21 protein-coding genes and 3 pseudogenes are annotated in these 24,451 nt (G+C 69.8%); 14 read left to right on the plus strand and 10 right to left on the minus strand.

Annotated elements, in window-relative coordinates:
- Positions 1-864: 864 nt before the first annotated feature.
- Both AB0O36_RS35885 and AB0O36_RS35890 read left to right on the plus strand, forming a co-directional pair.
- Positions 865-1,968, plus strand: a complete 1,104-nt coding sequence (locus AB0O36_RS35885; RefSeq protein WP_365117989.1) for a serine hydrolase domain-containing protein — start codon at positions 865-867, stop codon at positions 1,966-1,968.
- A 615-nt stretch (positions 1,969-2,583) separates the two neighbouring features.
- Positions 2,584-2,728 (plus strand): annotated as a pseudogene (locus AB0O36_RS35890) (ATP-binding protein); the annotation flags it as partial.
- A 339-nt stretch (positions 2,729-3,067) separates the two neighbouring features.
- On the opposite strand, the gene AB0O36_RS35895 reads toward AB0O36_RS35890, so the two are convergent.
- Both AB0O36_RS35895 and AB0O36_RS35900 read right to left on the minus strand, forming a co-directional pair.
- On the minus strand, positions 3,068-4,057 hold the full coding sequence (locus tag AB0O36_RS35895; protein WP_365117946.1) for an alkene reductase: 990 nt from the start codon (positions 4,055-4,057) through the stop codon (positions 3,068-3,070).
- A 113-nt stretch (positions 4,058-4,170) separates the two neighbouring features.
- Positions 4,171-4,398 (minus strand): hypothetical protein, encoded by a 228-nt coding sequence (locus AB0O36_RS35900; protein WP_365117948.1) that lies wholly within the window; start codon positions 4,396-4,398, stop codon positions 4,171-4,173.
- Between the two features lie 194 nt (positions 4,399-4,592).
- On the opposite strand from AB0O36_RS35900, the gene AB0O36_RS35905 reads away from it, so the two are divergent.
- A complete protein-coding gene (locus tag AB0O36_RS35905; protein WP_365117951.1) occupies positions 4,593-5,480 on the plus strand; it encodes a cupin domain-containing protein in 888 nt (295 codons plus the stop codon).
- Between the two features lie 159 nt (positions 5,481-5,639).
- Entirely contained in the window at positions 5,640-6,287 is a 648-nt protein-coding gene (locus AB0O36_RS35910) for a sensor domain-containing protein (RefSeq protein WP_365117954.1), read from the plus strand.
- A gap of 144 nt (positions 6,288-6,431) precedes the next feature.
- Here AB0O36_RS35910 and AB0O36_RS35915 read toward each other — a convergent pair.
- The 3 genes and pseudogenes from AB0O36_RS35915 to AB0O36_RS35925 all read right to left on the minus strand — a co-directional run.
- Positions 6,432-6,890 (minus strand): annotated as a pseudogene (locus AB0O36_RS35915) (transposase family protein); the annotation flags it as partial.
- Between the two features lie 253 nt (positions 6,891-7,143).
- The gene (locus AB0O36_RS35920) at positions 7,144-7,539 is read right to left on the minus strand and encodes a VOC family protein (protein ID WP_365117956.1); all 396 of its coding nucleotides are present in this window, start codon (positions 7,537-7,539) and stop codon (positions 7,144-7,146) included.
- A 199-nt stretch (positions 7,540-7,738) separates the two neighbouring features.
- On the minus strand, positions 7,739-7,969 hold the full coding sequence (locus AB0O36_RS35925) for a DUF6207 family protein (RefSeq protein WP_365117958.1): 231 nt from the start codon (positions 7,967-7,969) through the stop codon (positions 7,739-7,741).
- Positions 7,970-8,858: 889 nt separating this feature from the next.
- Between AB0O36_RS35925 and AB0O36_RS35930 the strand changes: the two genes are divergently transcribed.
- From AB0O36_RS35930 to AB0O36_RS35940, 3 genes are all read left to right on the plus strand, one after another.
- Positions 8,859-9,665: a hypothetical protein gene (locus AB0O36_RS35930; protein ID WP_365117960.1), complete on the plus strand. Its 807-nt coding sequence runs from the start codon at positions 8,859-8,861 to the stop codon at positions 9,663-9,665.
- Between the two features lie 169 nt (positions 9,666-9,834).
- A complete protein-coding gene (locus tag AB0O36_RS35935) occupies positions 9,835-10,845 on the plus strand; it encodes a hypothetical protein (RefSeq protein WP_365117962.1) in 1,011 nt (336 codons plus the stop codon).
- Positions 10,846-11,266: 421 nt separating this feature from the next.
- Positions 11,267-11,779, plus strand: a complete 513-nt coding sequence (locus tag AB0O36_RS35940) for a hypothetical protein (RefSeq protein ID WP_365117964.1) — start codon at positions 11,267-11,269, stop codon at positions 11,777-11,779.
- A gap of 178 nt (positions 11,780-11,957) precedes the next feature.
- On the opposite strand, the gene AB0O36_RS35945 is transcribed toward AB0O36_RS35940, so the two are convergent.
- Together AB0O36_RS35945 and AB0O36_RS35950 are read right to left on the minus strand one after the other, a co-directional pair.
- Complete coding sequence (locus AB0O36_RS35945; RefSeq protein ID WP_365117966.1) at positions 11,958-12,611, minus strand: response regulator transcription factor; 654 nt, start codon at positions 12,609-12,611, stop codon at positions 11,958-11,960.
- On the minus strand, positions 12,608-13,801 hold the full coding sequence (locus AB0O36_RS35950) for a histidine kinase (protein ID WP_365117970.1): 1,194 nt from the start codon (positions 13,799-13,801) through the stop codon (positions 12,608-12,610). Before AB0O36_RS35950 ends, AB0O36_RS35945 begins: the two co-directional genes overlap by 4 nt.
- 132 nt (positions 13,802-13,933) lie before the next feature.
- On the opposite strand from AB0O36_RS35950, the gene AB0O36_RS35955 reads away from it, so the two are divergent.
- From AB0O36_RS35955 to AB0O36_RS35965, 3 genes are all read left to right on the plus strand, one after another.
- Positions 13,934-14,899, plus strand: coding sequence for an SDR family oxidoreductase (locus AB0O36_RS35955; protein WP_365117971.1), 966 nt, complete (start codon positions 13,934-13,936; stop codon positions 14,897-14,899).
- A gap of 84 nt (positions 14,900-14,983) precedes the next feature.
- Positions 14,984-15,373: a DUF1772 domain-containing protein gene (locus tag AB0O36_RS35960; protein ID WP_365117973.1), complete on the plus strand. Its 390-nt coding sequence runs from the start codon at positions 14,984-14,986 to the stop codon at positions 15,371-15,373.
- Between the two features lie 577 nt (positions 15,374-15,950).
- On the plus strand, positions 15,951-16,118 hold the full coding sequence (locus AB0O36_RS35965) for a hypothetical protein (protein WP_365117975.1): 168 nt from the start codon (positions 15,951-15,953) through the stop codon (positions 16,116-16,118).
- A gap of 25 nt (positions 16,119-16,143) precedes the next feature.
- On the opposite strand, the gene AB0O36_RS35970 is transcribed toward AB0O36_RS35965, so the two are convergent.
- On the minus strand, positions 16,144-16,740 hold the full coding sequence (locus AB0O36_RS35970; RefSeq protein WP_365117977.1) for a hypothetical protein: 597 nt from the start codon (positions 16,738-16,740) through the stop codon (positions 16,144-16,146).
- Positions 16,741-16,950: 210 nt separating this feature from the next.
- Here AB0O36_RS35970 and AB0O36_RS35975 point away from each other — a divergent pair, with 210 nt between their 5' ends.
- Positions 16,951-17,334, plus strand: coding sequence for a hypothetical protein (locus tag AB0O36_RS35975; RefSeq protein WP_365117979.1), 384 nt, complete (start codon positions 16,951-16,953; stop codon positions 17,332-17,334).
- 602 nt (positions 17,335-17,936) lie between these two features.
- Here the strand turns inward: AB0O36_RS35975 and AB0O36_RS35980 are convergent.
- The gene (locus AB0O36_RS35980; protein ID WP_365117980.1) at positions 17,937-18,209 is read right to left on the minus strand and encodes a hypothetical protein; all 273 of its coding nucleotides are present in this window, start codon (positions 18,207-18,209) and stop codon (positions 17,937-17,939) included.
- A gap of 598 nt (positions 18,210-18,807) precedes the next feature.
- Here AB0O36_RS35980 and AB0O36_RS35985 point away from each other — a divergent pair.
- From AB0O36_RS35985 to AB0O36_RS35995, 3 genes are all read left to right on the plus strand, one after another.
- Entirely contained in the window at positions 18,808-20,712 is a 1,905-nt protein-coding gene (locus tag AB0O36_RS35985; RefSeq protein WP_365117982.1) for an AarF/UbiB family protein, read from the plus strand.
- Between the two features lie 736 nt (positions 20,713-21,448).
- Positions 21,449-22,066 (plus strand): PH domain-containing protein, encoded by a 618-nt coding sequence (locus tag AB0O36_RS35990; RefSeq protein ID WP_365117984.1) that lies wholly within the window; start codon positions 21,449-21,451, stop codon positions 22,064-22,066.
- Positions 22,067-22,258: 192 nt separating this feature from the next.
- Entirely contained in the window at positions 22,259-22,759 is a 501-nt protein-coding gene (locus AB0O36_RS35995) for an SUKH-3 domain-containing protein (protein WP_365117987.1), read from the plus strand.
- Between the two features lie 29 nt (positions 22,760-22,788).
- On the opposite strand, the pseudogene AB0O36_RS36000 reads toward AB0O36_RS35995, so the two are convergent.
- Positions 22,789-24,217 (minus strand): annotated as a pseudogene (locus AB0O36_RS36000) (transposase); the annotation flags it as partial.
- Positions 24,218-24,451: the final 234 nt, after the last annotated feature.

Below are 24,451 nucleotides of genomic sequence, written 5' to 3' on the forward strand. Positions count from 1 at the left end.
CGCTTTTATGGGGCGGTTTCTTGTTTCCCCGCGGGGCGCTGCCCGCGGGGGGGGGGGCGGCCCCCCCCCGGGGCCCCCGGCCACGCCGTTTTCATTTCCGGCACGGACGATCGACAAAATCGACGCCGAGAGTCTCTCTCCGCGGTGCGCAGAAACGGGGCGCATTTCCAACCCGAATTCACCTGCGTAGACGACCGGCCCCGAGCGGCGTGTTTGACGGTGGAGCGTGTGCGGCCACATTGGACGGGGTGAGAGAGTCCTCGAAGACTCCGGTCGCTACCGTCGGGGCCGGCATGCCGCCACGTGCGGCGCGGCCTGACGCGGCCGGTCCGCCGGCGGCAAGGAGCCGCCCGGCTCCCTGGCCCGCGACCACGAAACCCGCCCACCCGGCCGACGCTCTGCCCCGCCCCGGGCTCCTCGTCCTCGCCCGCTCCGATCAGAACGGGCGGCTGAGCGCGGTCGGCCGGACCGTACCACCGCGCCTGGAAGTGTTCCGGCAGGCCGGCGAACACCTGAGTCACAGGGGGAGAGGCTCGGCGTCCGGCGTCCGGTGCCGTGCCGCACCGCAAAGCCGGGGAGAGGGTCCGTGCAGTGGGGGCACCTCCCTCCGGCGGCCGGGAACGCAGCGGCGGACCCAACGTGACCCGGAACAGACGCCTTGGCGGTCATCCGTTGCGGGGGCTACCCCCACCACATCCCTGGGGGCAGGCGTGATCGCCCCCAGGGCTCTCCCCGGGCAGGCTGGATCCAGCGGAACATTCCGCTGGATTCGACCGATCCAGGAGGAGTTGACACATGCGCGAGCGGACGCAGACCGCGAGGTGGCGGCGGCTGACCGGGCGGCGGCAGGGCAGCCGGCGCACGATGGTGTCGGTGGCGGCTGCGGTGGCCGCCGGCGCACTGACGCTGGGGGCACTGGCACCACCGGTGGCCTCTGCCGTCGCCCGGCCGGACACCGTGCAGCACGAACTCGACACACTGGTGAGCGGGGACGGCCTGCCGGCCGCGCTCGCGACCGTCAAGGGGCGTGACGGCCGGGTCCGTTCGTACACCGCTGGGGTCGGCGACCTCGCCTCCGGCTCGAAGGTGCCCCGGGACGGGCAGGTGCGGGTGGGCAGCAACACCAAGACCTTCACCGCGGTGGTCGTGCTCCAACTGGTCGCGGAGGGGAAGATCGGCCTGGACGACCCGGTCGAGAAGCACCTCCCGGGTCTGCTCCACGGGAAGCGCATCGACGGCGCCCGCATCACGGTCCGCCGGCTCCTCCAGCACACCAGCGGGCTGCCCAACTACACCGAGTTCGACCTGCAGCCCGGCTACTACGAACCACGCGACCTGGTCGACATTGCCCTCAGGCACGAAGGCCACTTCCAGCCGGGCACGCAATGGGAGTACAGCAACACGAACTACGTGGTGGCCGGGCTGATCGTCCAGAAGGTCACGGGCCGGCCCTTCGCCAGGGAACTGGAGCGACGCATCATCCAGCCCCTGGGGCTGCGGCACACCTACTTCCCCGCACCCGGCGACACGAGCATCCGGGAGCCTCATCCGCACGGCTACTACCGTGAGTCTGCGGGCGGCCCGCTGAAGGACATCACAGAGCTGGACCCCTCGTGGGGCTGGGCTGCCGGTCAGCTGATCTCCACCAACTCCGACCTCAACCAGTTCTTCACCGCGCTCCTGGGCGGCCGCCTGCTGCCCGCGGCCCAGCTGGCGCAGATGCGCACCACCGTGCCGGCGGATGCCACCTTCGGGCCCGGCGCTCGCTACGGACTTGGCATCACGAGCTGGCCGCTGTCGTGCGGTGGCCTCTACTGGGGCCACGGGGGCAGCATTCCGGGCTACGAGACCCGGGGCGGGGTCACGGACGACGGTCGCGCGATCGCGGTCGCGGTGACCGCGCAGCCGGCCGACGAGGCGCCCCTGAAGCGGGTTGAACGACTCGTCGATGTGGCGCTGTGCCGCTGAGCTCGTCATTCGACCTCTTCTCCCTGCCGGGGCGGATGGGCGCACCTCCAGGCGGATCCCGCAGAGAGGAACGCTGCGCATCGCGCGGATGGGGCCGCGCCCGGCGTCCCGGTACGACGAGATGGCCGGTCTGCGGAAACGTCCTGAACGCTGCAGCCGGGCCGATGCCGCCGGGCCCGAAGTGATCAGCGACAGCGACAGCGGGCGCCTGGGCGGCAGGGCGAAGAAGGCCCCCGGCGTCAACCCCTGCGAGCAGATCGTCGGAGTCACGTCCAAGGGCTACAACGAGATCCGGAAGTTCACCCCCACCCACGTCCGGGTCGACCCGCACCGGATGCACCAGGAACTCGGCGACGCCGATGGCTCGGGTGCGAGGAGGATGCCATGCCGTGATTCAGCGTCGCCCGGGACGGTGACGTGCTTGAGGTGTCAAAGCGGCCCGGCTGCCCGGTCCGGCGAAAGCGACTTCGTCAACAGCCATACGGGCAAGGCTTGCTCCATTGATCGCCCAGGCACCTACGACGGATGTCTTCCGTGGCAGCACGGGCGGTGCTGCAATCGCGGCGGTCGCGATCCTCGCTCTCGCCACCGGCTGCGACTCCGGCACGCGGGCCCGACGAGCGGAAGACGGGCCACCTCGACTTCCTCGGCCTGGTCCTGTCCGAGGAACCGGCCGTCCACGACGACCGCCGCTCTGCTCGGTCCGGCGGGGGCCGGTAAGACGCACATCGCCGTCGCCCTCGCGGTCGCGGCCTGCCGGGACAGTCGCGAACGAGGCCGGCCACCAGCGCCCCGAACGAGCTGTTACCCGGCTCCTTCGTTTCCGGCAGACCAGGCACCGACACCATCGGCCACCACATGTGCAACGAGAAACAGGCGTCGCATCCCTGCCTCCACTGAACGACGCGCACTCTCAACAGCCAAAACCCAGCCATCAAGCTCGGAACAACAACGGGTTCTCATCGCGCCGAGCCGGGGATGGAGCCGGTTCACGCGGCCCCGCCGTCATGGTGCGGGTAGTCGGTGTAGCCCTCGGTGCCACCGCCGTAGAAGGTGTCGGGGTCCGGGGTCGCCAGCGGCAGGTCGTGGCGCATTCGCTTCACCAGGTCGGGGTTGGCGATGAACGGCCTGCCGAAGACGGCGAGATCGATGAGGTCGGAGGTGATGAGTTCTTCGGCGCGGGTGCGGTCGAGGCCGCCGGCCAGGAGGGTCGTTCCGTCGTAGGCGGCTCGGAATGTCTTGAGGAAGTTCTCGGGGATGTCAGCCGCGCTGCCCAGGTGGAGGTCCCGCTGAGGTGGACGTAGGCGATGTGGCGGCGGGTGAGTTCCGGGGTGAGGTAGGCGTACATGGCTTCGGCCTGGCCGTCGGCTGGCAGGTCGTTGGCGCGGGTGAACGGCGAGAGACGTACGGCGACCCGTTGCGCGCCGATGCGGTCGATGAGGGCGTCGAGGGCGTCGAGCGCTTCGAGGAGGAACCGGGCGCGATTCTCGGCGGAGCCGCCGTATCGGTCGGTGCGATCGTTGACGTGCGGGTTGAGGAACTGTTCGAAGAGGAAGCCGTGGGCGCCGTGCAGCTCGACTCCGTCGAAGCCGGCCTGGATCGCGCGGGCCGCCGCGTCGGCGAAGTCGGCCGTCAGGCGGGGGATCTCGTCGGTCCCGAGAGCCCGGGGCCTGCTCGCGTCGAGGAATCCGACTCCCTGGACCCAGGCGTGGGCCTGGGCCTGCAGGGTGCTGGGGCCTACCGGTGCCGCTCCGGCAGGCTGGAGGGAGGTGTGGGACATCCGTCCCACGTGCCACAGCTGCGCGAAGATCCGTCCGCCCGCGTCGTGCACTGCGTCGGTGACGGTGGCCCAGCAGGCCTTCTGCCGGTCCGTCCACAGGCCCGGCACGTCGGAGTAGCCCTGGGCCTGGGGTGAGACGAAGACGCCTTCGGTGATGATCAGTCCCGCGCCGGCCCGCTGGCGGTAGTACTCGACGGTGTCGGGGCCGGGGACGTGGTCGGGGCGGCGGGCGCGGGTCATCGGTGCCATGACGACACGGTTGTTGAGGGTGGTGGAGGGCAGCGAGTAGGGCTCGAAGAGGTTCTTCATGGGTGTCGTTCCTGGTCGGGGACGGGTGACGTGGCGCCGGTGAAAGGGGCCGCCGGTCTCGGGCGGGATGGCCGGGGCACACCGGTGGACGTCAGGACGGATGCGGGGCCCGTTCAGGCCGCAGGGGTGCTGCCCTGGGCCTCGATGGCGAGGTCCTGCCAGTCGGCCCAGGTCTTGAGGCGGTCGGCGTAGACCTGCGGGAGCATGTCGTTGCCCTGGGTGCCGAAGAAGACGCGCAGCGGGGGGTTGTCGGAGTCGACGACCTTGAGGAGCGCGGCGCCCGCGGCGGCTGGGCTGCCGAAGTCGAGGGTCTGCATGAACGCGCCCAGTGCTTCGCGCACGCCTTCGTAGACCGGGAGCGGGTCGGCAGAGACGGCGGAGGAGCCGCCCCAGTCGGTGGCGTAGGCGCCGGGCTCGACCAGGGTGACCTTGATCCCGAGGCCGGAGACCTCCTGGGCCAGGGACTGCGGCCACCTTGTCCCCGCGGGACAGGGCTGCTTCGACGAACTGGCGGCCGAAGCCTCGGGAGGAGCCGGTGACGAACCGCCCGGGGTGGGGCTGCGGCCTGGAGCGGCTGGGCACTGCCGGATTCCATCTGATCGCCGAGGGGACCTGCTGGCTGCGCGTGGCCGAGCAGCCGCCACGCCAGTTGGTGCCCGGGGACGTCGTCCTGCTCCCGCAGGGCGAGCCCCATCACCTGGCCGGCAGCCCGGAGCAGGCGGCCGTGCCGTACGCGGAGCTGGAGGCCGCCCACCCGGTCGGCCGCGACGGCATCCTGGACCTCGGCGGCCACGGCCCGGTCGTACGCATCGTCTGCGGCAAGTTCGACTACGACCACGACGCCTCGCAACACCCGGTCCTGTCCGCCCTGCCCACGGTGATCCATGTCCCCGGCATGAGCGCCGACCCCGAACTCCAGGGAATCATCCGGCTCCTGGCCGTCGAGAGCACGCAGGAGCGGCCCGGCTCGCGGGCCGTCGCCGCCCGACTGACCGACGTCCTGTTCGTCCAGGTCATCCGCGCCTGGCTCGACACCGCGGACACCGACCCGCAATCCGCCCCACAGTCCTGGCTGACGGCGCTGCGCGACCCGCGCATCGGTGCCGCGCTCTCCCTCATGCACGAGAGGCCACAGCAACCCTGGACCGTGGAATCCCTCGCACACGACGTGGCGATGTCCCGCCCGGCCTTCGCCCGGCAGTTCAAGCAGCTGGTCGGCGTGTCACCGCTGGCCTATCTCTCCCGAGTGCGGATCACCCTGGCCGCCCGGCTGCTGCGCGACACCAACCGGCTGGTCTCCGACATCGGCGAGGCGGTCGGCTACACCTCGGAGTTCACTTTCTCCCGGGCCTTCGCCCGCGAACGCGGCCTCCCGCCCGGCCGCTACCGCAGAGAAGCAATCGCACAGCCGGCGGGAACCTGATCCGATTGACCCGGTGGCTGTCTCTTCCCCAGCGGCCCCTCGGCGCGTCAACGTGATCCAGCCCGGTGTGACCCGTACCGAGGGGGTGGGGCAAGCCCTACCCCCGGTGTCCAGGTAGCAGGCTGGGGCGCAGCCATGCAAAACCGGGATCGTAGACCCATGACTGAGGCATCTTCACTTCTCACCGTCCCGCAAGCGTCCACCGTGCCCGTTGTCCACCGGTTCCGCCGGGAGATGGGGTACCTCTTGTCCGGACTGCCCCTCGGGGTGGCGGGGTTCACCCTCGCGGTGACCGGATTCGCCCTCGGGGTGTCCACTCTCGTGGTCTGGATCGGACTGCCGATCCTGGCCGGGACTCTGCGTGCGGTCCGGGCCCTGGCCGACATGGAACGCCGGAGGGTGACGGCCGTCACGGGCCGACCGTTGCCGTCGCAGCACCCCCGGCAGGTCGGCACGGGATGGGCCGGGGCGCTGCGCGCGGTGCGCGAACCGCAGTCCTGGCGCGACCTGGCCTGTCTGGTCGTCGCCTTTCCGTTCCAGGTCACCACGTTCAGCGTGGCGCTGACGTGGACCCTCGGCGGTGTCGGCGAGCTGTTCTACGGCGCCTGGTCGTGGTCCCTGCCCCAGGGGCCGGACGACCAGGGACTGGTGGAGCTGATATTCGGCAGCTCCTCGCGGGCGGCCGACATCGGCTTCAACACCGCACTTGGGATATTCATGTTGGCCACCGCAGTCCCGGTGGTCCACGGGCTGACCGCGATGCAGACCCGGCTGGCCTGCGGCCTGCTGACCGACCGGGCCGCGTAGCCATGCAGTGGTGGGAACCCGCCGGGCGGAGCGGTCGGAGACGAGTCCGGCGATCGCGAGGTGGGGCTCGGCGTAGGTCTCGCGGCAGCCGGTGAACCGTTGTAGCGGGCGCCACTGCTTGAACTCGGCGTTGGTGTGCTCCACGTGGATCCGGGCAGAGGACTGGCGGTGCCGCTGCTCGCGCCAGACGTGGTGCTCGCCCAGCGGCGCGTCGTCCTTCGGTTTCCTCGGCGGGGCGCAGACCTGGGCGGGGAACTCATTGGCCAGGTCCCGATAGCCCTCGTTGACCTCGGCCTTCACTTGCGGGTGGAGGCGGAACTGCTCGGCGATGCCCTCGGTGCGCACGGCGGTCTGCTCGTGCATCCGGCCTGGCCTGATCACCCCGCTGAACAGCGTCCGCCCCTGGCTGTCGCTGAACGTGGTGGTCTTGATGGTGTTCTGCTTCTTCTTGCCGGACACGAACGCCCTGCGACCGGGGCGGCGGACCTCCCGGACCGCTGCGGACACGGTGGAGCGGTCCACGCCGTACAACTCGGCCAGCGCGGCATGCGGCAGCCCCAGCCGCAGGTGGACCAGCGTGACCAGGAGCCGGTCGGGGAACACCAACCGCCGTTCGGGCCCAGCGCCGGCTGTCCGCCTGCGGTCCCTACCGCGCCGCTCGTGGAGCGCCGACTCCCGGAACGCACTTCGGGGCGATTTCTTCGAGCAACTGGCCGAGGTGTGCGCGGGAGATGCCGGACAGGGCAGGATGGCAGCAGGCCATACGGGCCCAGGTCAGCTCCACACCTCACCCAACCCGTACGGCCCCTCGTATGTCACCGCCCGACCGGGGATTACCCTCGCCGTACCCCTGTTGTTACCGGCGCGCGCCCAGCACATCGAGGTAGTGCCGGTTGTGCATCACGCCCAGGATGTTCCCGAAGGGATCGGTCACGGAGGCGGTGACGAACCCCACGCCCCGCTCCGTGAGCGGTTCGTACTCCTTCGCCCCCAGGGACAGCAGCCTTCCGAGAGCCGCGTTCACATCATCGACATGCCAGTACACGACAGCACCGCCTGCCCCGGTCCCCGAGCCGGTGGGCGCGTAGCGCTTGTCGATCAGCCCCAGTTCGTGCTGGTAGTCCCCGAGACGGAACTCGGCGTACCCCGGCCGCTCGAAGTAGGGCTCCACACCGAGCAGTTCTGTGTACCAGTTCTTCGCTGCCGACAGATCAGCGGCCCAGAAACTGATGGTGGCAAGACCTCGCAGCATGGATGTTTCCCTTCCTTCCCGCCGCGGATACCGCATCCCGGCCGATGCCGTGACTGTAGGCGCTGATTAGGTCAGATTCTGTCCTTATTGCGGAATGAGTCTCGGCGAGCTGGCGCCGGTCCGCACGACCGCGGGCTGGTCGCCGTCAGGCGGCCTCCGGGCCAAGGCGCCTCGCCTGAGGCGACCCTGGGCAAGCCCATCATGAGGAGGGCTTGCCCAGGCACTGCGGCTCCGGGCCGTCCCGTCCCGGGCGCAGCCCGTCGGCGTAGATCCGGGCCCGGACCCCGGGCTCACCGGGATCTCGACGCATGGGGGCGGTGCCCGAGGTCGCCCAGCGCTCTTCCAGCGTGGCCATGACGGCCCGGATGGTGTCCTCGACCCCGCCGGTGATGTCCAGCACCACCAGGCCGGGCGGCGCACAGCAGGTCAACGTCTTTCGGTCATGTTCATGACCTCGGAGGCGGCTCGCTCGACCCCACGCCTGACACGAAGTGAAGGTCCGCTGGGAACCAGCTGCCGCACCCATGGACTTCGTCCGGATGAAGCTGTGTACTGAAGGAACTGGAGTGTTGTTCCGAGGCCGGAAGGGCGCGACTTACCCCTGAGGGCTGCTCCGATTTGTGATGATCGCCTTTACCTCCTCGGCGAGGCGTGGATCTCGCGCTATCTGATCATGATATGCGACGGGAAAATTCCCTCGCCTCGACCCTCAAAGTCCTCATCTGTAGCCGCTGGCGCATGCCATGAGATGACCTCCTGATGATGGCAGGCGGAAGGCTGCCTCCCGCACAGCTTCCTGTGATGCCAGAGTTCGCTGATGAAGTTGCAGAAGGGGGTGACGGGTGTCCCGCCGGGCTTGCCGGGCCGGTTCATCCGGAAGCGAACGCTGATGGCAAAATCGGAAGCTCCGGTTTCTCGCTGGCGAGGCGTCGTTGCGCGGCGAACGAGTGGTCCACAGAAAGTAATCGGTTTCGGACAGTCGGGTCAATTGAGACTGGAACTTATCGGCCAACATCAAACCCCTTCAACAGGTTCGACGTGCAAGGATCGGCGCTTCCACTGAAGGGGGGATTCGAGTTGTTCGGAAACCCTGGGTATCGGATTATCGTCCCTGCTGATCGGTGACGGATTGGCCGATTTTGCCATCAATGTTGGCCGCCACCCGATCTGCGCCAAGACAGCACTTGCCACTAGGCCATTGTCCGATGGGACCAGTCCGTACCAAGGGGTCCGCCCGGGCGCGCCCGATCGCCGGGCATGCGCGGCGCCGCTTGTCAACACGCCCACCCTCACGTTCGCCCAACCAACTGAAGGGCATCATGGGAATTGCAGCGAAGGCCACCACAGCAGGAGTGCTGGCCGCATTCGTAGTCGCCGGACTCGTCACCCCGCAGGCCGCCTCGGCAGACTCCCCTTCCTCGACCGGTGCCGGTACGCTCGGAACCTTATCCGCGCAGGAGGTCGGGGCAGCCAAGGCCGCCGGCGACGACCGGAACGACAAATCCAAGGACGGCTGGGGCGGCAGAAACGCCACCGCCGCCGAACTCAAGGCGAAAGACGCGTACATGACGGCGCATAAACCGAAGGCCGTGACGTCCGCGACCAGCAATATGCTCCCGAACACCCATCAGGGCCAGTGGTACAACAACTACTGCGGGCCCGCCACGCTGGTGATGGCCTTGGGCATGCGCGGTATCTGGAACCACGACCAGGGGACCTTCGCCCGCTGGATCGGGATCACGCCGAACAACGGCGGTACCGGCGTGGACGCGATGGGCAAGCAGCTGAACGACGAGGCGGGCGGGTTCCCCTATGTCAGGATCAACCTGCCCTACACCCCGAACAGCACGCACGTCGCCGAATTCAAGAACCGCCTCATAGGCGACACCAATGCCGGAGCCTCCCTGGTCGGCAACGCAATGGAGGTCCACAACGGCCCGCACCTCGTCGGCCACCCCAACAACAGCTCGACGATCTATCACTGGTTCCCGTTCCAGGGCTACGACGGGGACTGGGCGGCCTACCTGGACTCGGCAACCACCGTGTGGTCCAGCGTGCCCTCACGGAGCGGAATGCCCAACGCCACCCTCGTGACGATCATGGGCGGCCGTGGCTACAACTGGTAGGAAACTGCTGATCGCAGCGGTAGGCGTGGCGCTGGCGAGCACCTTCGGGTGCTCGCCGGCACCACGCACTTCCGAGGCGACGGCAGGGTCTCCTACCCCGAGCAGCGCAGCACCCTCCCAGCCGTCCGTTTCCGTGCCCCCGGCCGATTCCGGCAAGCCGTTCTGCAAGGTGGACACCCCAGCCGCCTGGAAGCAGGCCCAGACCGACGGCATGCTCCAGGCGGAGCAGGGCGAGTCTTTGGACCCGATGGCCGTGGCGCCCGACGGCTCCTCAGTGATCGCCGCCAGCAAGCGCGACGGCCGTGCGACCTTGGTCTGGTTGCGTGACCAGGGTCGCAAGCGCACCACGATCTACACCCCTCCCAACTCCGGCCAGGGTGGCCTCGGCCTGGCTGATTTCGACGGCCGCTGGCTGGTCTTCAACGTCCTGGCCTCAAACGATGTCGGCTCCAAGTGGGAGCTGTTCGCCTGGGACTCCCAGGCCGGCGGAGCCCCCAAGAGCATCGCCAAGACCCAGATCGGCCCCGACGGGAACCCGGTGCCCGGCCCGTTCATGCTGCCCTGGGTCAACAACGGTAAGGCGACCTGGGTCCAGGGAGTGAGCGACGGGACCAAGGACCAGAAACTCACCGACGTCCAGCGGCAGGTCCATCTCTACGATCTCACCTCGGCGACCGACAAGATCGTGCACACCGGGCGCATGGCACCCTCGTTCTTCGCCGGAGACACGCTGGTCTGGCCAGAGGCATTCGCCATCGACACCCCCACGAAGCTCGCTGCGGTTACCGCGCAGGGCACGCCGAGCAGCCTCCCCGCGGCGCTGGCCGCCGCTGACGGCTCACCGGCCGCGGCGAGCGACGGGACCACCTGGGCGTGGACCGGAGCAGGCCACAAGAATCTGTACGCCTGGAGGGCCGGATGGCCGACGCCGGTCATGGTGGTCGAGGGGGGTGCCATCGACTGGGTCCATGTCGCCGGAGATGTGATCACCTGGACCGATCCCACTGCGACTTGGGCCGCCGACCTGCGCGGACGCGCGTACACACAGATGACACCGCAGTACGGCGGAACCAACAGCCACGGGACCGCCGTCGTCGTCTCCTATCCGGGACCAGACAAACGATCAGTCAGCTATGTGTTCACCAGCGCAGGCCTCGCCCCGCTTTCCTGCCCGCAATAAGGGCATCTGCCTCATAGGTGCCGGCGGCCCGCTCCGCGGGGAACAGCCGAAGAAGTCCCCGTCGACGAGCAGCGAGAATCCCGGCCGCGGGCCTGTGGCCGGAGCTCCGGTGCGGTCGTGGACCGTGCGAGTCAGGGCAGACAGCAGGGGGGAGGGTGCCGCCGCCTGAGAAGGTGCAGGCCGTCCTGGCCCCGGTCGACCTGGTGTGGGCGCGGCTGGACCGTCCGGCCGCCCGCCGCCTGGTGGAGGCCGCCGCCCTGAGCGAGCTGACCCGGGTGGAGGGATTCGCGGGCCGCACGGACGCCCCTCAGGTGCTCGCCGACCGGCTCGTCCGGCGCCGGGACACCAACGACCGCCATGGTGGCGGTCGTTGGTGCATCGGAAGGATGCACCGGGCGACTGGTGGCCCGAGGGCAAAGACGTGTTCCAGCTTCTGTGGTGCCCCAACGTGCACTGGGATCCGCCGGCTCCGCACGCCGACGTCAGCCCGGTCGCGGAGATCCGCTGGCGCAACAGCGCGGACCTGACGCGCATCCTTGCGTCGCCCCCGCTGCCCGTACGTCAGGAGGACCCGGACTTCGGATACACGCCGGCGCCGTGCATGCTCACCCCGGTACCCCTCGTCGACTTCCCCTACCCGCAGACCTTGCCGGACAAAGATCTCGTCAAGGCCGTTCGGGAGTACGTGGAGGCGACCGGGGACGGCGGCGATGTCATCACCAAGGTGTCCGGGATCAAGTTCGGTGGGTGGCGCACCTGGCACCTGACCGACCCTTACGACATCCTCTGCCTGACCTGCGGCGCCCCGTGCCGCCTGCTGTTCACCGTGGCCAGCGACGACACCACCGCAATCACGGTGGGCAGGTGGGGCGACTTCCGGATCTTTGCCTACCCGGCCGGGGAAGGGCACGGCTACACCTTCGACCTGCACTGAATCCACCCTCGCGGGGGCCGTGAAGAGGTGCAGAGAAGGCGGCAGGCGGCGCACGGTCCGGTCGTGACCGGCGCTGGCCGGCCCGCCGGCCGGCCCAGCGCCTGGCCCTGCGGGACGACGATGGCCCCGGGCAGAGTTGGGGCCCGGGCGTCGTGGTCCCTGCAACGCAGGGGACGGGTCAGTCCGAAGTGATGCCGGTGAGGACGGCGAGAACGGCGAGACGGATGCGGTTGTCCCGGCCCGTCTTCGCCATCAGGCTGGCCACGTGCGTCTTCACCGTGGTGACCCCGAGATGCAGCCGGTCGGCGATCTCCTTGTTGGACAGGCCCCCGCCGAGCAGTCCGAGTACCTCCCGCTCGCGCGGGGTAATGGCCGGCACCGGGATGTCCGCAGGGGTGTCCGAGGGGGAACGGGTGCGGAGGGCGTGCGCGACGAGGCGGTCAAGAACCTCCCGGCTGAAGGGGGCCTCACCGCCGGCCGCCCGGCGTACGGCTCCCAGGATTTCGGCTGGTGGGGTGTCCTTGACGAGAAAGCCGCAGGCTCCGGCCGCGAGCACCGGATACAGATGGTCGTCGTCGTCGAACGTGGTGAGGGCGACCACCCGGGTGGCAGGGCGCGCGGCCAGGATGCGGCGGGTGGCCGTGATGCCGTCCATGCCGGGCATCCGCAGGTCCATGAGGACGACGTCGGGAGCAAGGCGTTCAGCCAGTCGCACCGCCTCCGCCCCATTGTCCGCCTCGCCCTGGATCTCGATGTCCTGAGTCTGCTCGAAGAGCATCCGCAATCCCATGCGGACAAGCTGCTGGTCGTCGACGACGAGGATACGGATCACAGTCGGGGCTCCACGTCGTTTGCGGAGAGAGGCAGTTCGGCCGTGAGTCGCCAGCCGTCGGCCGCGGGGCCCGCGTCCAGTCGGCCGCTGAGCAGGTCCACCCGCTCGCGCATGCCGATCAAGCCGTGGCCGGAAGGGCGCGCCGCCGGCGGTCGGGCCCTTCCGGCCCCGTCATCCTGGATCGTCACGTGTATGGCGTCATCGGCCACTCGCACGGTCAGCTCGGCGTGTGCGCCGGGCCCACCGTGCTTGGCCACGTTGGCCAGGCCCTCCTGGGCCAGGCGGAGGACCGCGAGACCACGTACCGCGTCGAGCCGAGCGACACCGGGATCCACGGAAGCCGTCACGGTCAGGCCGGTCTGACGGATGTGTTCCACCACCGACTCCAGTGCCGCCGGCAGTGCCCCGGGCGTGACCAGGCTGCCGATGTCCGGACCGGTCCGGTTCGGGGCGCGCAGTACGGCCACCAGGCGCCGCAGATCCGTCAGTGCCGCGCCGGCACTGGAGTGCAGGTCGTCGAGGACGTCGGTGATCCGCGGATCCGGGGTGCTGGTGGCGGCGATGACATGCCGGGCGACACCCACGCGCAGCACCATGGAGGAAACATGGTGGGCGACGAGGTCGTGCAGCTCCCGTGCGATGGCGGTACGCTCCGCCGCGCGGCCGGCCAGGAGCCGTTGCTCCGCACGGAGTTCCTGCTGCTGCGCATACTCCCGCGCGCGAAGTGCGGCATCGCGGGTCACACGTACGTACGCGCCCATGAGCAGCGGCACCCCTGCGACGATGCACATCTTGTAGACCACCGGCAGAAGACCCCCGGGCAGCTCTTCGAAGCGGTTTACGGCGACGGCGAGCGCCAGTGCTGCCGTCCCGGCGGCGAGGCGGCGTCCGGACCGCTGCACCGCCAGCTCGAAGAGCGTGACGGCGGCCAGCACCTTCAACGAGGAAACGGTGCCCGAGCCCAGCGCGTGTGCGGCGACGAGCAGACCCGACTGCGCCAGGAGCGCGCCGAACACCCACTTGCCCGCGACCAGGCACAGCACCAGCCCGGCTGCAGCGAAGCCCCAGTCGCGCACCCCGGAGGGCCGCTGCAAGAGCAGCGAGTACCCGACCAGTACGCCGGCAAGCACCAGGATCCGTATGGTGGCGAATCTTCTGTCGAATGCCGGTTCGATCCAAGGTCGGTTCACGCCACCCACGATAGGCGGGTGCCCGTGGGCCCGGGGTCCTGCCATGGGAGGAGGCCACCTCCTCCCACCGGCCGTGATGTCCGCCCTGCGGACGGAGTTGCCAACCCGGGACGGGCCACGAGGATGATCGTCATGGATAGCAACGTGCATACGGACACCATTGCCGACGCGGACGCTGAATCCGCCGCCGTGGGGCGGCGGTCCCTCCTCGGCGGTGCTGCGGCCGCTCTGGGGCTGGGGAGCGTGGCCTTCGGCACCCCCGCCCACGCGGCCGGAGCCCGGTCGGGGGCCCGCCCCAAGGGCGGCCGCTTCCAAGGAAAGTCGGTGCTCATCACCGGTGCCACATCGGGCATCGGCAGGGCCACGGCGAAGGCGTTCGCCGCGGAAGGAGCCCGCGTCGGGTTCTGCGGCAGGCGGGCCGAGTTGGGGCGCCAACTGGAACGGGAGATCCAGGACGCGGGCGGCGAAGCCACGTACGTCCAGGCCGACGTACGCGTGGACGCCCAGGTGCGCGCCTTCGTCGACCGGGTCGCGAGCCGCTACGGCGGCATCGACGTGGCCTTCAACAACGCAGGCATCGGCGGCGGCAAACCGCCCCACGAGATGAGCGTCGAGGAATGGGACGACGTCCAGGCCACCAACGCCCGAGGAGTGTTCCTCGCGATCAAGTACGAGATTCCGCACATGCTCGAGGCGCAGCGCGGCGTCATCATCTGCACCTCCTCGTCAGCGGCCGAACAGGCGCGGCCGAACGGCGCCGCGTACACCGCGAGCAAGCGGGCGGTGCAGGGCCTGGTGAAGTCCGCGGCGCTCGCCTACGGACCCAGGGGGATCAGGATTAACGCCCTGCTGCCCGGCACCACCGACACCCCCTTCGTTCGCCCGCCGGGAATCTCGGACGCGGACTGGGTGAGGTACAAGCAGGCGTGGGGGCCGCTCAACGTCGACGGTCTCGAACGGATGGCCGACGCCGAGGAGATCGCGCGCGCCGTGCTCGGGCTCGCCTCCGACGACTTCCCGTACATGACCGGTGCGTCCATCACCGTGGACGGCGGGAGCACCGCCGGCCGGAAGATGGTCCAGCCGAACACCACCTGAAGCGCGGCGCCACCCCGGTGAACCGTGCGCGCCCTCCGTCACACTCCATGGCCCTCGTCCTCCCCGTCCCCCGAGGTACTGCACATGCGCATCCGACTCGTCATGGGTCTTGCCCTCCTGTCCACCGGCGCCCTCGCCGGCGCGTTCGGCTACGGCGCGGCCAACCTCCTCCCCACGTTCGACGCGGTGCCGCTCCAGATGCGGCTGTCCTTCCACACCCGGCTGATGGAGATGAACGGGATCACCATGCAGGGGGCGATGGCGCTGTCCGCGCTCAGCTCCGCAACGCTGGCCGTCATGAGCTGCGGCACCCCGCGGCGACTGGCCGGCGGAGCCGGGCTGCTGGTACTGGTGTCCTTCCTGATAACCCGGCTCGGCAACGTTCCCATCAAAGGCCGGATCAAGGAGTGGGCCGTCACTTCGGCGCCCCTCGACCACGCGGAGGTCCTGGACCGCTGGGAGGCGTTCAACTAGCCCGCACGGCACCGCGTTCGCCGCCTTCACGCTGCTGATCCTGCTGGCCCTGCGCCGCCGGGGCGCCGGCGACGCGCCGAACTGCCCGGCGCTGGAGCGGTAGGCCGAAGTCTCACTCAGTGGCCGGAGGCGATCAGTGACGGGGTGAGGGTGTATCCGGGGTGCTATGACGAGGGGGGCAGGCGGCGGGCCGGATGCGGATGCGGATGCGGATGCGGGTGCTGGTGGGCGGCCGGTACCGGCCTGGTCCCGCCGGCGGATGCCGGGCCGAACCGGTGGCCGCGGGCGGTGGCCGAGGGCGGTGGTGGAAGCCGCTGACCCCGAGGTCGTCCACGCAGCGCTGCCGTGTGCGGTGGGTGCGGGGTGGGCGGCGGAGCGGCTGACCGAGGCCCTCGGCGTCCCGCTTCCCCGATGCCGCCCGCGGGTGACCGCCTCGGCGGTCGGCCGACTCGTTCGTGCCGGTCTGCTGGTCTGCTGGTCTACCTCGGCGGGGATATGGATTTTCCCGGATGTCCACCCCGATCAGGCCGCGGCCCCGGGCCGGCGCCGGGACCGGTCCGCGCTCCGGGACGGGCATGTGCCGCTCGGCACCGATCAGGCCGCGCGCCGGCCCGGGGCGCGCCGCGTCGTGTCGACGCCGTCGAGCGCGCGGGCCAGTCACCTCAAGAACAACCAGACCCTGCTCTTCGGCACCCGCGACAAGATCAACCTCTGGATGCAGGACCATCCGGAGGACTACCGCTGAGACTCCGGCCCGCGCCCCGCCGACTTCAGTCGAAGATTTCCAGGAGGTCCGGCCAGGAGCCGTTGTTGTCGTCAGCGGTGCGGCGGGGTCGCGTCGGGCGCGGCTCCGGGTAGGTCTCCGCCGCGGCCCTCGCGCGGACGATGTCCGGCCCGCCGCACGCCGCGACCGCGAACGCGCCGAAAACCTTGGCGAACGCAGCCGGGTCGCGGAACTCCACGCCGTACGCCCGCCCGTCCAGCAGCGGCACCCACACCACCCGCTCGGACCGTGTCCATTCCGGTACCGGCTCGCCGCCGTCCGCGGTCGACCGCCCCTCCAGCCACAGCCGTGCCACGTGCAGCAGGTTCACCTTCTCCATCGGCAGCCGCTTGCGCCGCACCCGGAGTTCATGTGTCGTCAGCGTGACCCGCTGCTCCTTCTTCGGGTACCAGACGACGCCGATCCCGAACGGCACCCACAGCAGGATCCCGATCATGGGCCAGACCAGCGCGTCGCCCCACGACCGGAGCAGCCCGCCGTCGAGCAGGGACAGGACCCCGAAGAACAGAACCCACTTCGCCGTCATCCGCCAGAACCCGCTGCTCTGCCGATACAGCACCCGCTGCTTCTCCGTCATCGCCATGCCCGTACGCTATCCGCCCGCCCGGCAGCTCTCCTCGGGCGACCTTCGGTGAGCTGCGCGGGCGAGTGGCCTCCGGGGGCGCCAGGTCCGAAGTCCGCGAGGTCGACCGCGCTGCCCGAGGGCACGAAACAGGTGGACTCGTGACGTGCGGTTGCCGGAGCGCCTGGCATCGCAGGTCGCTGTTGGACGGGGTCCGCGTAGGCTCGCGGGGTGCATTCTCATCTGAGCTTCGAGAACCCTCCCGCGCTGCCTCACGAGGTGGTGGTCGAGACGCTGGAGCGTGCTCTGCGTGACCGCTCGGCGGAAAGTGAGGCCGCCGAAGTCCTGGTCGGGACCGCGTTGAACGACGACGACGCGGATTTCGTCGAGCACTGGTGCGTGCAGGTGGGGATGCGGGCTGTGTCGGGGAGTCCGTTGCTCGGGCTGGCCGGCCTGTGCCTGGGACACACCGCTCGACGCTTTGGGCGCCTCAGCGATGAAGCCCTCGCGCTGGCGCAGTCGCTTTCGGCGCGGGCCGAGACTGACCCGGCGGACGTGGACGGCCGTGCCGTCGACGGTTACGACGACGTCCGGAGCTTTCTGCACCTGTGGTGACGCCGTCTGCCGCCGTGGCAGGTCAGGCGGCGTTGGCCCTGCTCACCAGGGCCTTGAGGTCGTTGTCGGTGTGTTCTTGTCCCGCCGGACGATGCAGCGGCGGATCATGCTGCCCCGGGGCCCGGGCCCCGGGCCCCGGCCCCCGGGCCCTGTGGCTGGGGTGGTCGGTGCCGTCGAGGGTGAAGGAGCGCAGGTAACGGCAGGTCGATCACATCGTGCTCGTCCTCGCCGTTGCTGCGGTGGTCCACGACCCTGCCCTTCTCGTAGGTGTCGCGCCACCGTAAGACGGTGCGGATCGGGGTGGCCGCGCACACGCGTGGCAGGGTCGGCTGGCTGCAGTGACGTTTCGGCCCCCGGCGGGTGATCAGACGTGCAGTCCTGGCCACCGCTCCCCTCGCGGCCCTGGCCCCGCTCAACCCGGACACGGATCGGGTGCTGCTCGCGGAGGTAGCCGGATGGCGGGGGTGGGGCGGGTGGCGGTGGTCAACTGGCGCCGCCACGCGGACTTGCCCGCCCCGACCGGCGGCACGGAGGTGCATCCGGAGTGCAGCCGGGCGCCTGGAGCGGCGGCCGTCAGGACTCTCGGGCACCGAGAGTGGCCTTCAGGTGGTGATGTGGGTGAGGGTGGTGTGGAGGCGGCGGATGGCGTCTTCGGCGTCGGTGTACTGCTGGGGGGTGGGTTTGACGGCGTCGAAGGTGGGGCCGTGCTCATCGGGCAGGGCGCGCCAGTGCAGGACGGGGGCGAGTGCGGTGGCGGCCGCGCCGAGGAACCAGGCCAGGCGTCCGTGGACGCTGGCGAGGGCGATGGCCAGGTGGTCGCGGATCTGCCGTTCGGCTTCCTCGGTCAGGGCTTCGATGGCCGCCCGCATGTCCATGCAGGCACCTTGAGGTGAGTGAGCGGCCCGGTCCCGCTGCACTGCTCCGGGGTGCCGGCTGTCATGGAACCGGCCCGGGACGGATGCGTCGAGGCGCGGCCGCCAGAGGGGTTGGCGGCCGCTGCCCGGAGCACCGACGCGTCGGGGCCCTCCCGGGGCGGGCACGCCGAATCCATGAGGCGCTCAGCGGACAAACGTCCCGGCTATTCTGCGCTTGGGCTGCGAGGACTCAGGAGTGGAAGCCACCACGTTTGCCCGCGGATCGTCCTGGCGGAAGCCAGGCCCACGGTTCTTCTTCACGGGTGCAGGCGAGGGGCGGCAGGAGCCGACCGTCGTGGGATGGGAGGGGCCGTGCCCCTGTAGTGGAACGTCGGCCGGTCCCTGGCGGCATGGTCCACCCGGGTCGTGACGTCGCGGACCGCCTCGTGGATGCCCCTGTTGCAGTGGGGGTTCCGGGCCGCCCGGCGGCGTTGCCTCCAGAGCTCGGGTTCATCAAGTCCCGTACATTCTCGTCCGTTTGGCGAGAAGACCAGGGCCGGGGAATCGCGCGCGCGTGCTGTTGAATGGCGTCATGTGGATCACCGGTGCGTTGGTCGGGATGCTCGTCTTCTTACTCGTGGTGGTGGCGCCCGCGGTGGTGGGGCGGAGGCTGCTGGGGGTACGGGCGGGGGTGGTGCGGATCGCGGCAGCGGGGACGTGCGGACTTGCGGTGTCCGGGTTGCTGTTCGGGCCCCGGCTGGAGGAGTCCGGAGAGCTCGCCCCGCTGCTGTCCCTGATGGTCGGAGTGGGCATGCTCACCTCGATGGTGGTGCTCATCGCGCTGGAGATGGTGGTGCCCGTGGGGGCCGTACGGCCGCTCGGGTGGGCGCAGTCGGTGCGGGGGCGGATCGCGCGGGCGCGGCGGTACTCCGGGGTCGTGCGCATCGCCACCCGGCACGGGCTCGGGCCGTACCTGCGAGGGCGGCGGCGCGCACCCGGGGTGCGGCACGAGTTGCTCGCGAAGGAGCTGCGGCAGGCGTTGCAGGCCGGCGGGACCACGTTCGTGAAGCTGGGACAGCTGATCTCGACCCGGCGGGACCTGCTGCCCGAGGTGTACGTCGAGGAGCTCAGTCTGCTCCAGGACCAAGTGCCGCCCGCGCCGTGGAGCGAGGTCGAGGCACAGCTTCAGGAAAGCCTGGGAGCGCCGGTGGGGGACCTGTTCGCCTCCTTCGAGCGCGTCCCGCTGGCCGCGGCCTCCATCGCGCAGGTGCACGCGGCCGTCTTGCATGACGGCACCGAGGTCATTGTGAAGGTGCAGCGGCCGGGGATACCGGAACTCGTGGAGCGTGATCTGGACATCATCCGGCGCCTGGCCGCTGCTCTGACCGTCCGTACCGCCTGGGGGCGCGGTCTCGGGCTGAACGAGCTGGCGCAGGGTTTCGCCATCGCGCTGAGCGAGGAGCTGGACTTCCGCGTCGAGGCGCGCAACATGACCGCGGTGCGCCGGGCCGCCGAGGCCCGCCGTGACTCCAGCGTTGCCGTCCCCGTCCTGCACGGGCAGTTCAGCACCGGGCGTGTCCTCGTCATGAGCCGCGTCGAGGGCACCTCGCTCGGCAAGGCGGTCCCCGACGACGAGCGACACGGCACCACGTTGGCCGAGACGCTGCTCACCGCGCTGCTCAACCAGATCATGCTGGACGGTGTCTTCCACGCGGACCCGCATCCCGGCAACATCCTGCTCCAGCCGGACGGCACGGCCGCCCTGCTCGACTTCGGATCCGTCGGCCGGATCGACGTCGGTCTCCGCGAGGCCATGGGAGGTCTCTTCCTCGCCGTCGACCGCGGCGATCCGATCGCCCTGCGCGAGGCCCTCCTGGAGATCACCGACCGCCCCGAGGAAGTGGACGAGCAGCGGCTGCTGCGCGCGCTCGGGCAGTTCAGCGCCCGCCATCTGGGGCACGGATCCGCGCCTGACGTGGAGATGTTCAGCGACCTGTTCCGTCTGGTGGCCGACTTCCGGCTGGCGGTTCCGCCGGAGATCGCGGCCGTGTTCCGGGCCCTGGCCACCCTGGAGGGCACCCTGGTCCGGCTTTCCCCCGGATTCAACATGCTGGAGGCGTCCCGTACGTATGCCTCAGCCAGGGTCACCGACCGGCTGGGACCGCAGAGTACCCGTGACACTGCTCGCGACGAGCTGATTGCGCTGCTGCCTGTCCTGCGACGGCTGCCCCGCCGCCTCGACCGCCTCGGCGGTGCGCTCGAGGAGGGGCGGCTCGGGGTGAACGTGCGGCTCTTCGCCGATCCCCGCGATCGGCGGGTCGTCGGCGAACTGGTAGGGCGGGTGGTGCACGCCCTCGTCGGGATCTTCCTCGGGTTCGCGGGCCTCCAACTCCTCGGAAGGGACGGCGGGCCGCGCGTGAGCGAGAACCTCGGACTGTACGGGCTGATGGGTTGCAACCTTCTGGTTCTCTCCGCCGCCATCGTCCTCCGTACCCTCTATGTCACCAGCCGGCCCATGGAATGATCGGGAACGCTGACCGGCCCCGTCTCGTGCCGTGCCCCTGTCTTTTCCAGGCGGGGCTTCGTGGGATGGCTCGGCCACGGCCGGTTCTGCTCCGGCGCGGGTAGCCGCGGGTTCCAGATGTTGGCCACCGCAGTCCCGGTGGTCCAGGGGCTGACCGCGATGCAGACCCGGCTGGCCCGCGGCCTGCTGACTGACCGGGCCGTGTAGCCCAGGGCTGGGCCCGAACCCCCCGGCTCGCGGTGGGCCGACCGCCGCCAGGAAGGGGCTGGCAACGGCAACTCCGTTGTGTGAGCCGCCGGAGCACGGACCGTGTGGGGCCACGATGACGTGACGGGGGGTCGGTGTGCGGACTCGACTCCACCCGCCGAGATCACGTCACCCATTGCAGCCTCCTGGGTCGTCCTCGCCACCTGTCCCCGAGCGAGCCCTGTGCCGAACGGCGTTCGAGGCCAACTCGGCATGGGTGCGCCGGCGGCCGGCCGACGACCGACTCCCGGAGGTCGAGCCGCTGAGCCAGGACGAACGCGACTCACTGCTGCGGGCGCCGGACGTGGTCCGGCCTGACCAGACCCGCCGCCTGCCCTGCCTGCAAACGGCGGGGCGACCGGCTTCAGGCCACTTCCGCGGGACCGGTGCAACAGCTTGGCTACAGTCGCCTGCGGAGGCTTCGGGTCCGCGGGCCGCGCTGGTGACCATGGCGTCGCATCGGACCGGCCGAGGAGACAGGGGGGCGCACGTGGGGGACACCACGCTGCCGCGCACGTATCGGGGCGAGCCGGGCGGCAAGGCCCGTTGGTTCAACGCCGTGCTGATCTCTCTGGGCTTGCTGCTGCTGGAGCTCTGGACCCTGCCCGCTGCCCTCTGGGTGAGGCTGAGTATCGGGGCCGTCCTCGTCGGCGTGATGGCCGTGCTCCTGGCCGCCAGTCTGCGCAGCGTAACGATGGTCGACCACCAGGGCATCTCCGTACGGGGCCTCCGTGGCACTCGCCTGGCGTGGACCGAGATCCACGACATCCGTACAGTGCCCGTACCCAACGTCAACGGCGTCTCGAACCCGGGTCCCGCGACGTGTGTCTACGCCTACCGCACCGACGGCCACCGCGTGCTGCTGCCCCGCGTGGACGACCGCGAACTGGCGAACCTGCCGGCGGAAGTCACCGCCCTGCGGTCCCTCCTGGAAGAGCGACGCGGTCCTGACTGGACACCGGACCCGGAAATGGAGGCACACATCGCCCGCCGGGCGGAGACCTTCGACCGGCGCTTCCGGTTCTTCTCCGGCTGGAAGTTCGCCGGCCTCACGGTGCTGGCCATCGCCGTCGTCGTGGCCTTCACCGGAACCTCCACCGGGTACTGACCGACCGGTGCCGAGCCGACGCCGGGCCCATGCCGCCGGTCACTTGCGCGCCCCGCAGCGCCGGCCTGGCTGCGTAGGTCTCAAGCGAGAGCACCTGTCGCTGGGTTTCGGCATCACGAAGTGACGAAGAGGGCTCTGGTCCACTTCTTGCGGTGCGGTCACCCGCTGTACTCACTCGGTACGTTCGGTGCGTTGTTTGAGAGGATCACCTCCTACTTCAAGTTGGCGGGAGCTGAGTCTGTCGTGGGCGAATGGTCGCCGGAGGTGTTTGAGGTCCTCGGGGCGTCGGGATGGACGCCTGGCAGGCGGGTGGACACGACTGGCTGGCGGTCCATGTTCGAAGCAGCCGGCATCGTCATGCACGACGCTGCCCAGACGTTTCTGCAGGCGTTCGGAGGGCTAACGGTGAGCCACGGTGGCCCGGGAATCAGCCGTGCCCGCGAACCGTTCGAACTGGACCCAGAGCTGGCGTGGGGAGAGGACGACCGGTTCTCCGAGTGGAGCGACGAGTTGGGGAAAGAGCTCTTCCCGCTCGGTGAGCTCGATCACGGCCGATTCTTTCTCGGTATCGACGAGTGCAGTGAGATCTACCTTGTCGAGGCCTGGGTAGCCAGCTTCGGGTCAATGCCGCACGCCCTTGAGAATCTGATCCTCGGCGTGATGCCCCGCAGGATCGACGAGGGACACGGATAGCCGGATCGGGTGTGAATACGAGGTCACCTGGCGAGCAGGACGCGTTTGCGCAGGAGTTCGAAGCCTGCGCGGCCGAACATCTGGCGCTTCAGCATCTTGATTCGGTTGACATGGCCCTCGACGACTCCGGAGTTCCACTGCTGCGAGAGTCCGGCGGTGACGGCGTCCAGCTCGCGCTCCAGGTTTCGGGCGAATCGCTGGAGGATGGGCAGGTCTCTCTCGGTCAGTGCTTCGGGGCGGGTGAGGATCCAGCGGGTGACGGTGCGCGCGGATGGCGGGCGGGGGTCGACCGGCCGGGGTTTGCCACGTAGGTTGCGGCTGACGTAGGCGCGAACGCTGCTGTAGCCGTCCGGGTAGCCCAGTTCCGTGATCTCCTCCCAAAGCTTCCAAGCGTTGGTGCAGCCCTCTTGCCACCGCTCGTCGAGGTGGGGCTTGAAGGCGTCGAGGCTGGTGGGGCGGTTTTGCCACTGGCCGGTGAACAACTGCTCCGGCTCCGCAGCATGGGCATAGCGGAGGACGGTGCTGAAGCCCATGCCGAGCTGCCGTGCGATGGACCGCTTGCGGTGGCTGGAGCGCGTGGACGGTGGCGTGCTTGGCGCGGGTCCTCTCCGTGAACCGGTGCCCAGTCGGCCAAGGCGATGACTCGGGCGGTTCCGGTGTTATCTGAGGCTGTTCGAGCGGTGCCGGTGCCGGTGGCGGTCGCAGGCAGGTGCGGTGTCGGACGACGCACTTCTCGGCGGCTTCGCCGAGGTTGTGCCAGAGGTGCCACCTGTCAGCGACCTGTAGAGCCTGCGGAGCGCCGCGGGTGGCTCCTTCGGCGTAGAAGGGGGCGCGGTCCCGGCAGATGATCTCGATCCCGGGCCTTTCGGCCAGCCAGGCCGCGAGGGTGTCCGTTTCCCGGTTCGGCAGGAGGTCCACGGGACGGCGGGTCTCGACGTCGACGAGCACGGTTCCGTAGATCCGGCCCTTGCGCTGAGCGTATTCGTCGACTCCGACGACGCGGGGCGTGGAGGCGGGCGGATCCGGCAGCGAGGTGATCAGCCTCAGCAGGGTGTTCCGGCTCACTCGCACCCCGAAAGCATCCGCCGGCCCGCCCCGCGAGCGCGAGCCCAACCGCGACCAGCGTCGAACGCAGCCGCTCCGTTCGCCGGCCGAACAGATGGGTGAGCCCCGGCACTTTTTCGACGAACGTCTTGCGCGGGCAGGGTGCCTCGACGCAAAGGAATCGGCGCACTCGCAGCACCACCACGACCTGCTTGCCAGCGGTTGGCAGGTCATGGGGAAACCGCAGGTAGGAGCCGTGTATTCGCCCTGATCAACGCCCGCAGCCCGGACATGCCGCGCCGTGGTCCAGGCCTCTACGCGCACGACGGTGTCGGCTACCTCGACCAACTCCACCGACACGTTCTCGATCGACCCGAACAGCAGCTCATCCAGCTGCGGCCGTACTTCGTTCATGGGCCAGAACTGTCGACCCCGCTCAACCCAGGCAGGACGACTTTCGGGCGACTTCGTCAAACATCCAACGAGGGGCAACAGTCACGCTGCGTGCTCGACCACAAGAATTGGCTCTGTCGCTATTTTGGGGGTGGCAGCTTCTTGATCATGGTGAGAGCAGGATGCGGCGCCGTAGGAGATCGAAGTTCGCGCGGCCATACATTTGTCTCTTCAGCAGCTTGATCCTGGTGACGT

The organism is Streptomyces sp. NPDC089799 (genome assembly GCF_040684755.1).
In the GTDB taxonomy this organism is placed as follows: domain Bacteria; phylum Actinomycetota; class Actinomycetes; order Streptomycetales; family Streptomycetaceae; genus Streptomyces.

Bases quoted from the DNA above. Each gene is read 5' to 3' on its own strand.
- AB0O36_RS35885 (WP_365117989.1), top strand. From the start codon at position 865: ATGGTGTCGGTGGCGGCTGCGGTGGCCGCCGGCGCACTGACGCTGGGG.
- AB0O36_RS35895 (WP_365117946.1), bottom strand. From the start codon at position 4,057: ATGAAGAACCTCTTCGAGCCCTACTCGCTGCCCTCCACCACCCTCAAC.
- AB0O36_RS35910 (WP_365117954.1), top strand. From the start codon at position 5,640: ATGACTGAGGCATCTTCACTTCTCACCGTCCCGCAAGCGTCCACCGTG.
- AB0O36_RS35920 (WP_365117956.1), bottom strand. From the start codon at position 7,539: ATGCTGCGAGGTCTTGCCACCATCAGTTTCTGGGCCGCTGATCTGTCG.
- AB0O36_RS35930 (WP_365117960.1), top strand. From the start codon at position 8,859: ATGGGAATTGCAGCGAAGGCCACCACAGCAGGAGTGCTGGCCGCATTC.
- AB0O36_RS35955 (WP_365117971.1), top strand. From the start codon at position 13,934: ATGGATAGCAACGTGCATACGGACACCATTGCCGACGCGGACGCTGAA.
- AB0O36_RS35960 (WP_365117973.1), top strand. From the start codon at position 14,984: ATGCGCATCCGACTCGTCATGGGTCTTGCCCTCCTGTCCACCGGCGCC.
- AB0O36_RS35970 (WP_365117977.1), bottom strand. From the start codon at position 16,740: ATGGCGATGACGGAGAAGCAGCGGGTGCTGTATCGGCAGAGCAGCGGG.
- AB0O36_RS35980 (WP_365117980.1), bottom strand. From the start codon at position 18,209: ATGGACATGCGGGCGGCCATCGAAGCCCTGACCGAGGAAGCCGAACGG.
- AB0O36_RS35985 (WP_365117982.1), top strand. From the start codon at position 18,808: ATGCTCGTCTTCTTACTCGTGGTGGTGGCGCCCGCGGTGGTGGGGCGG.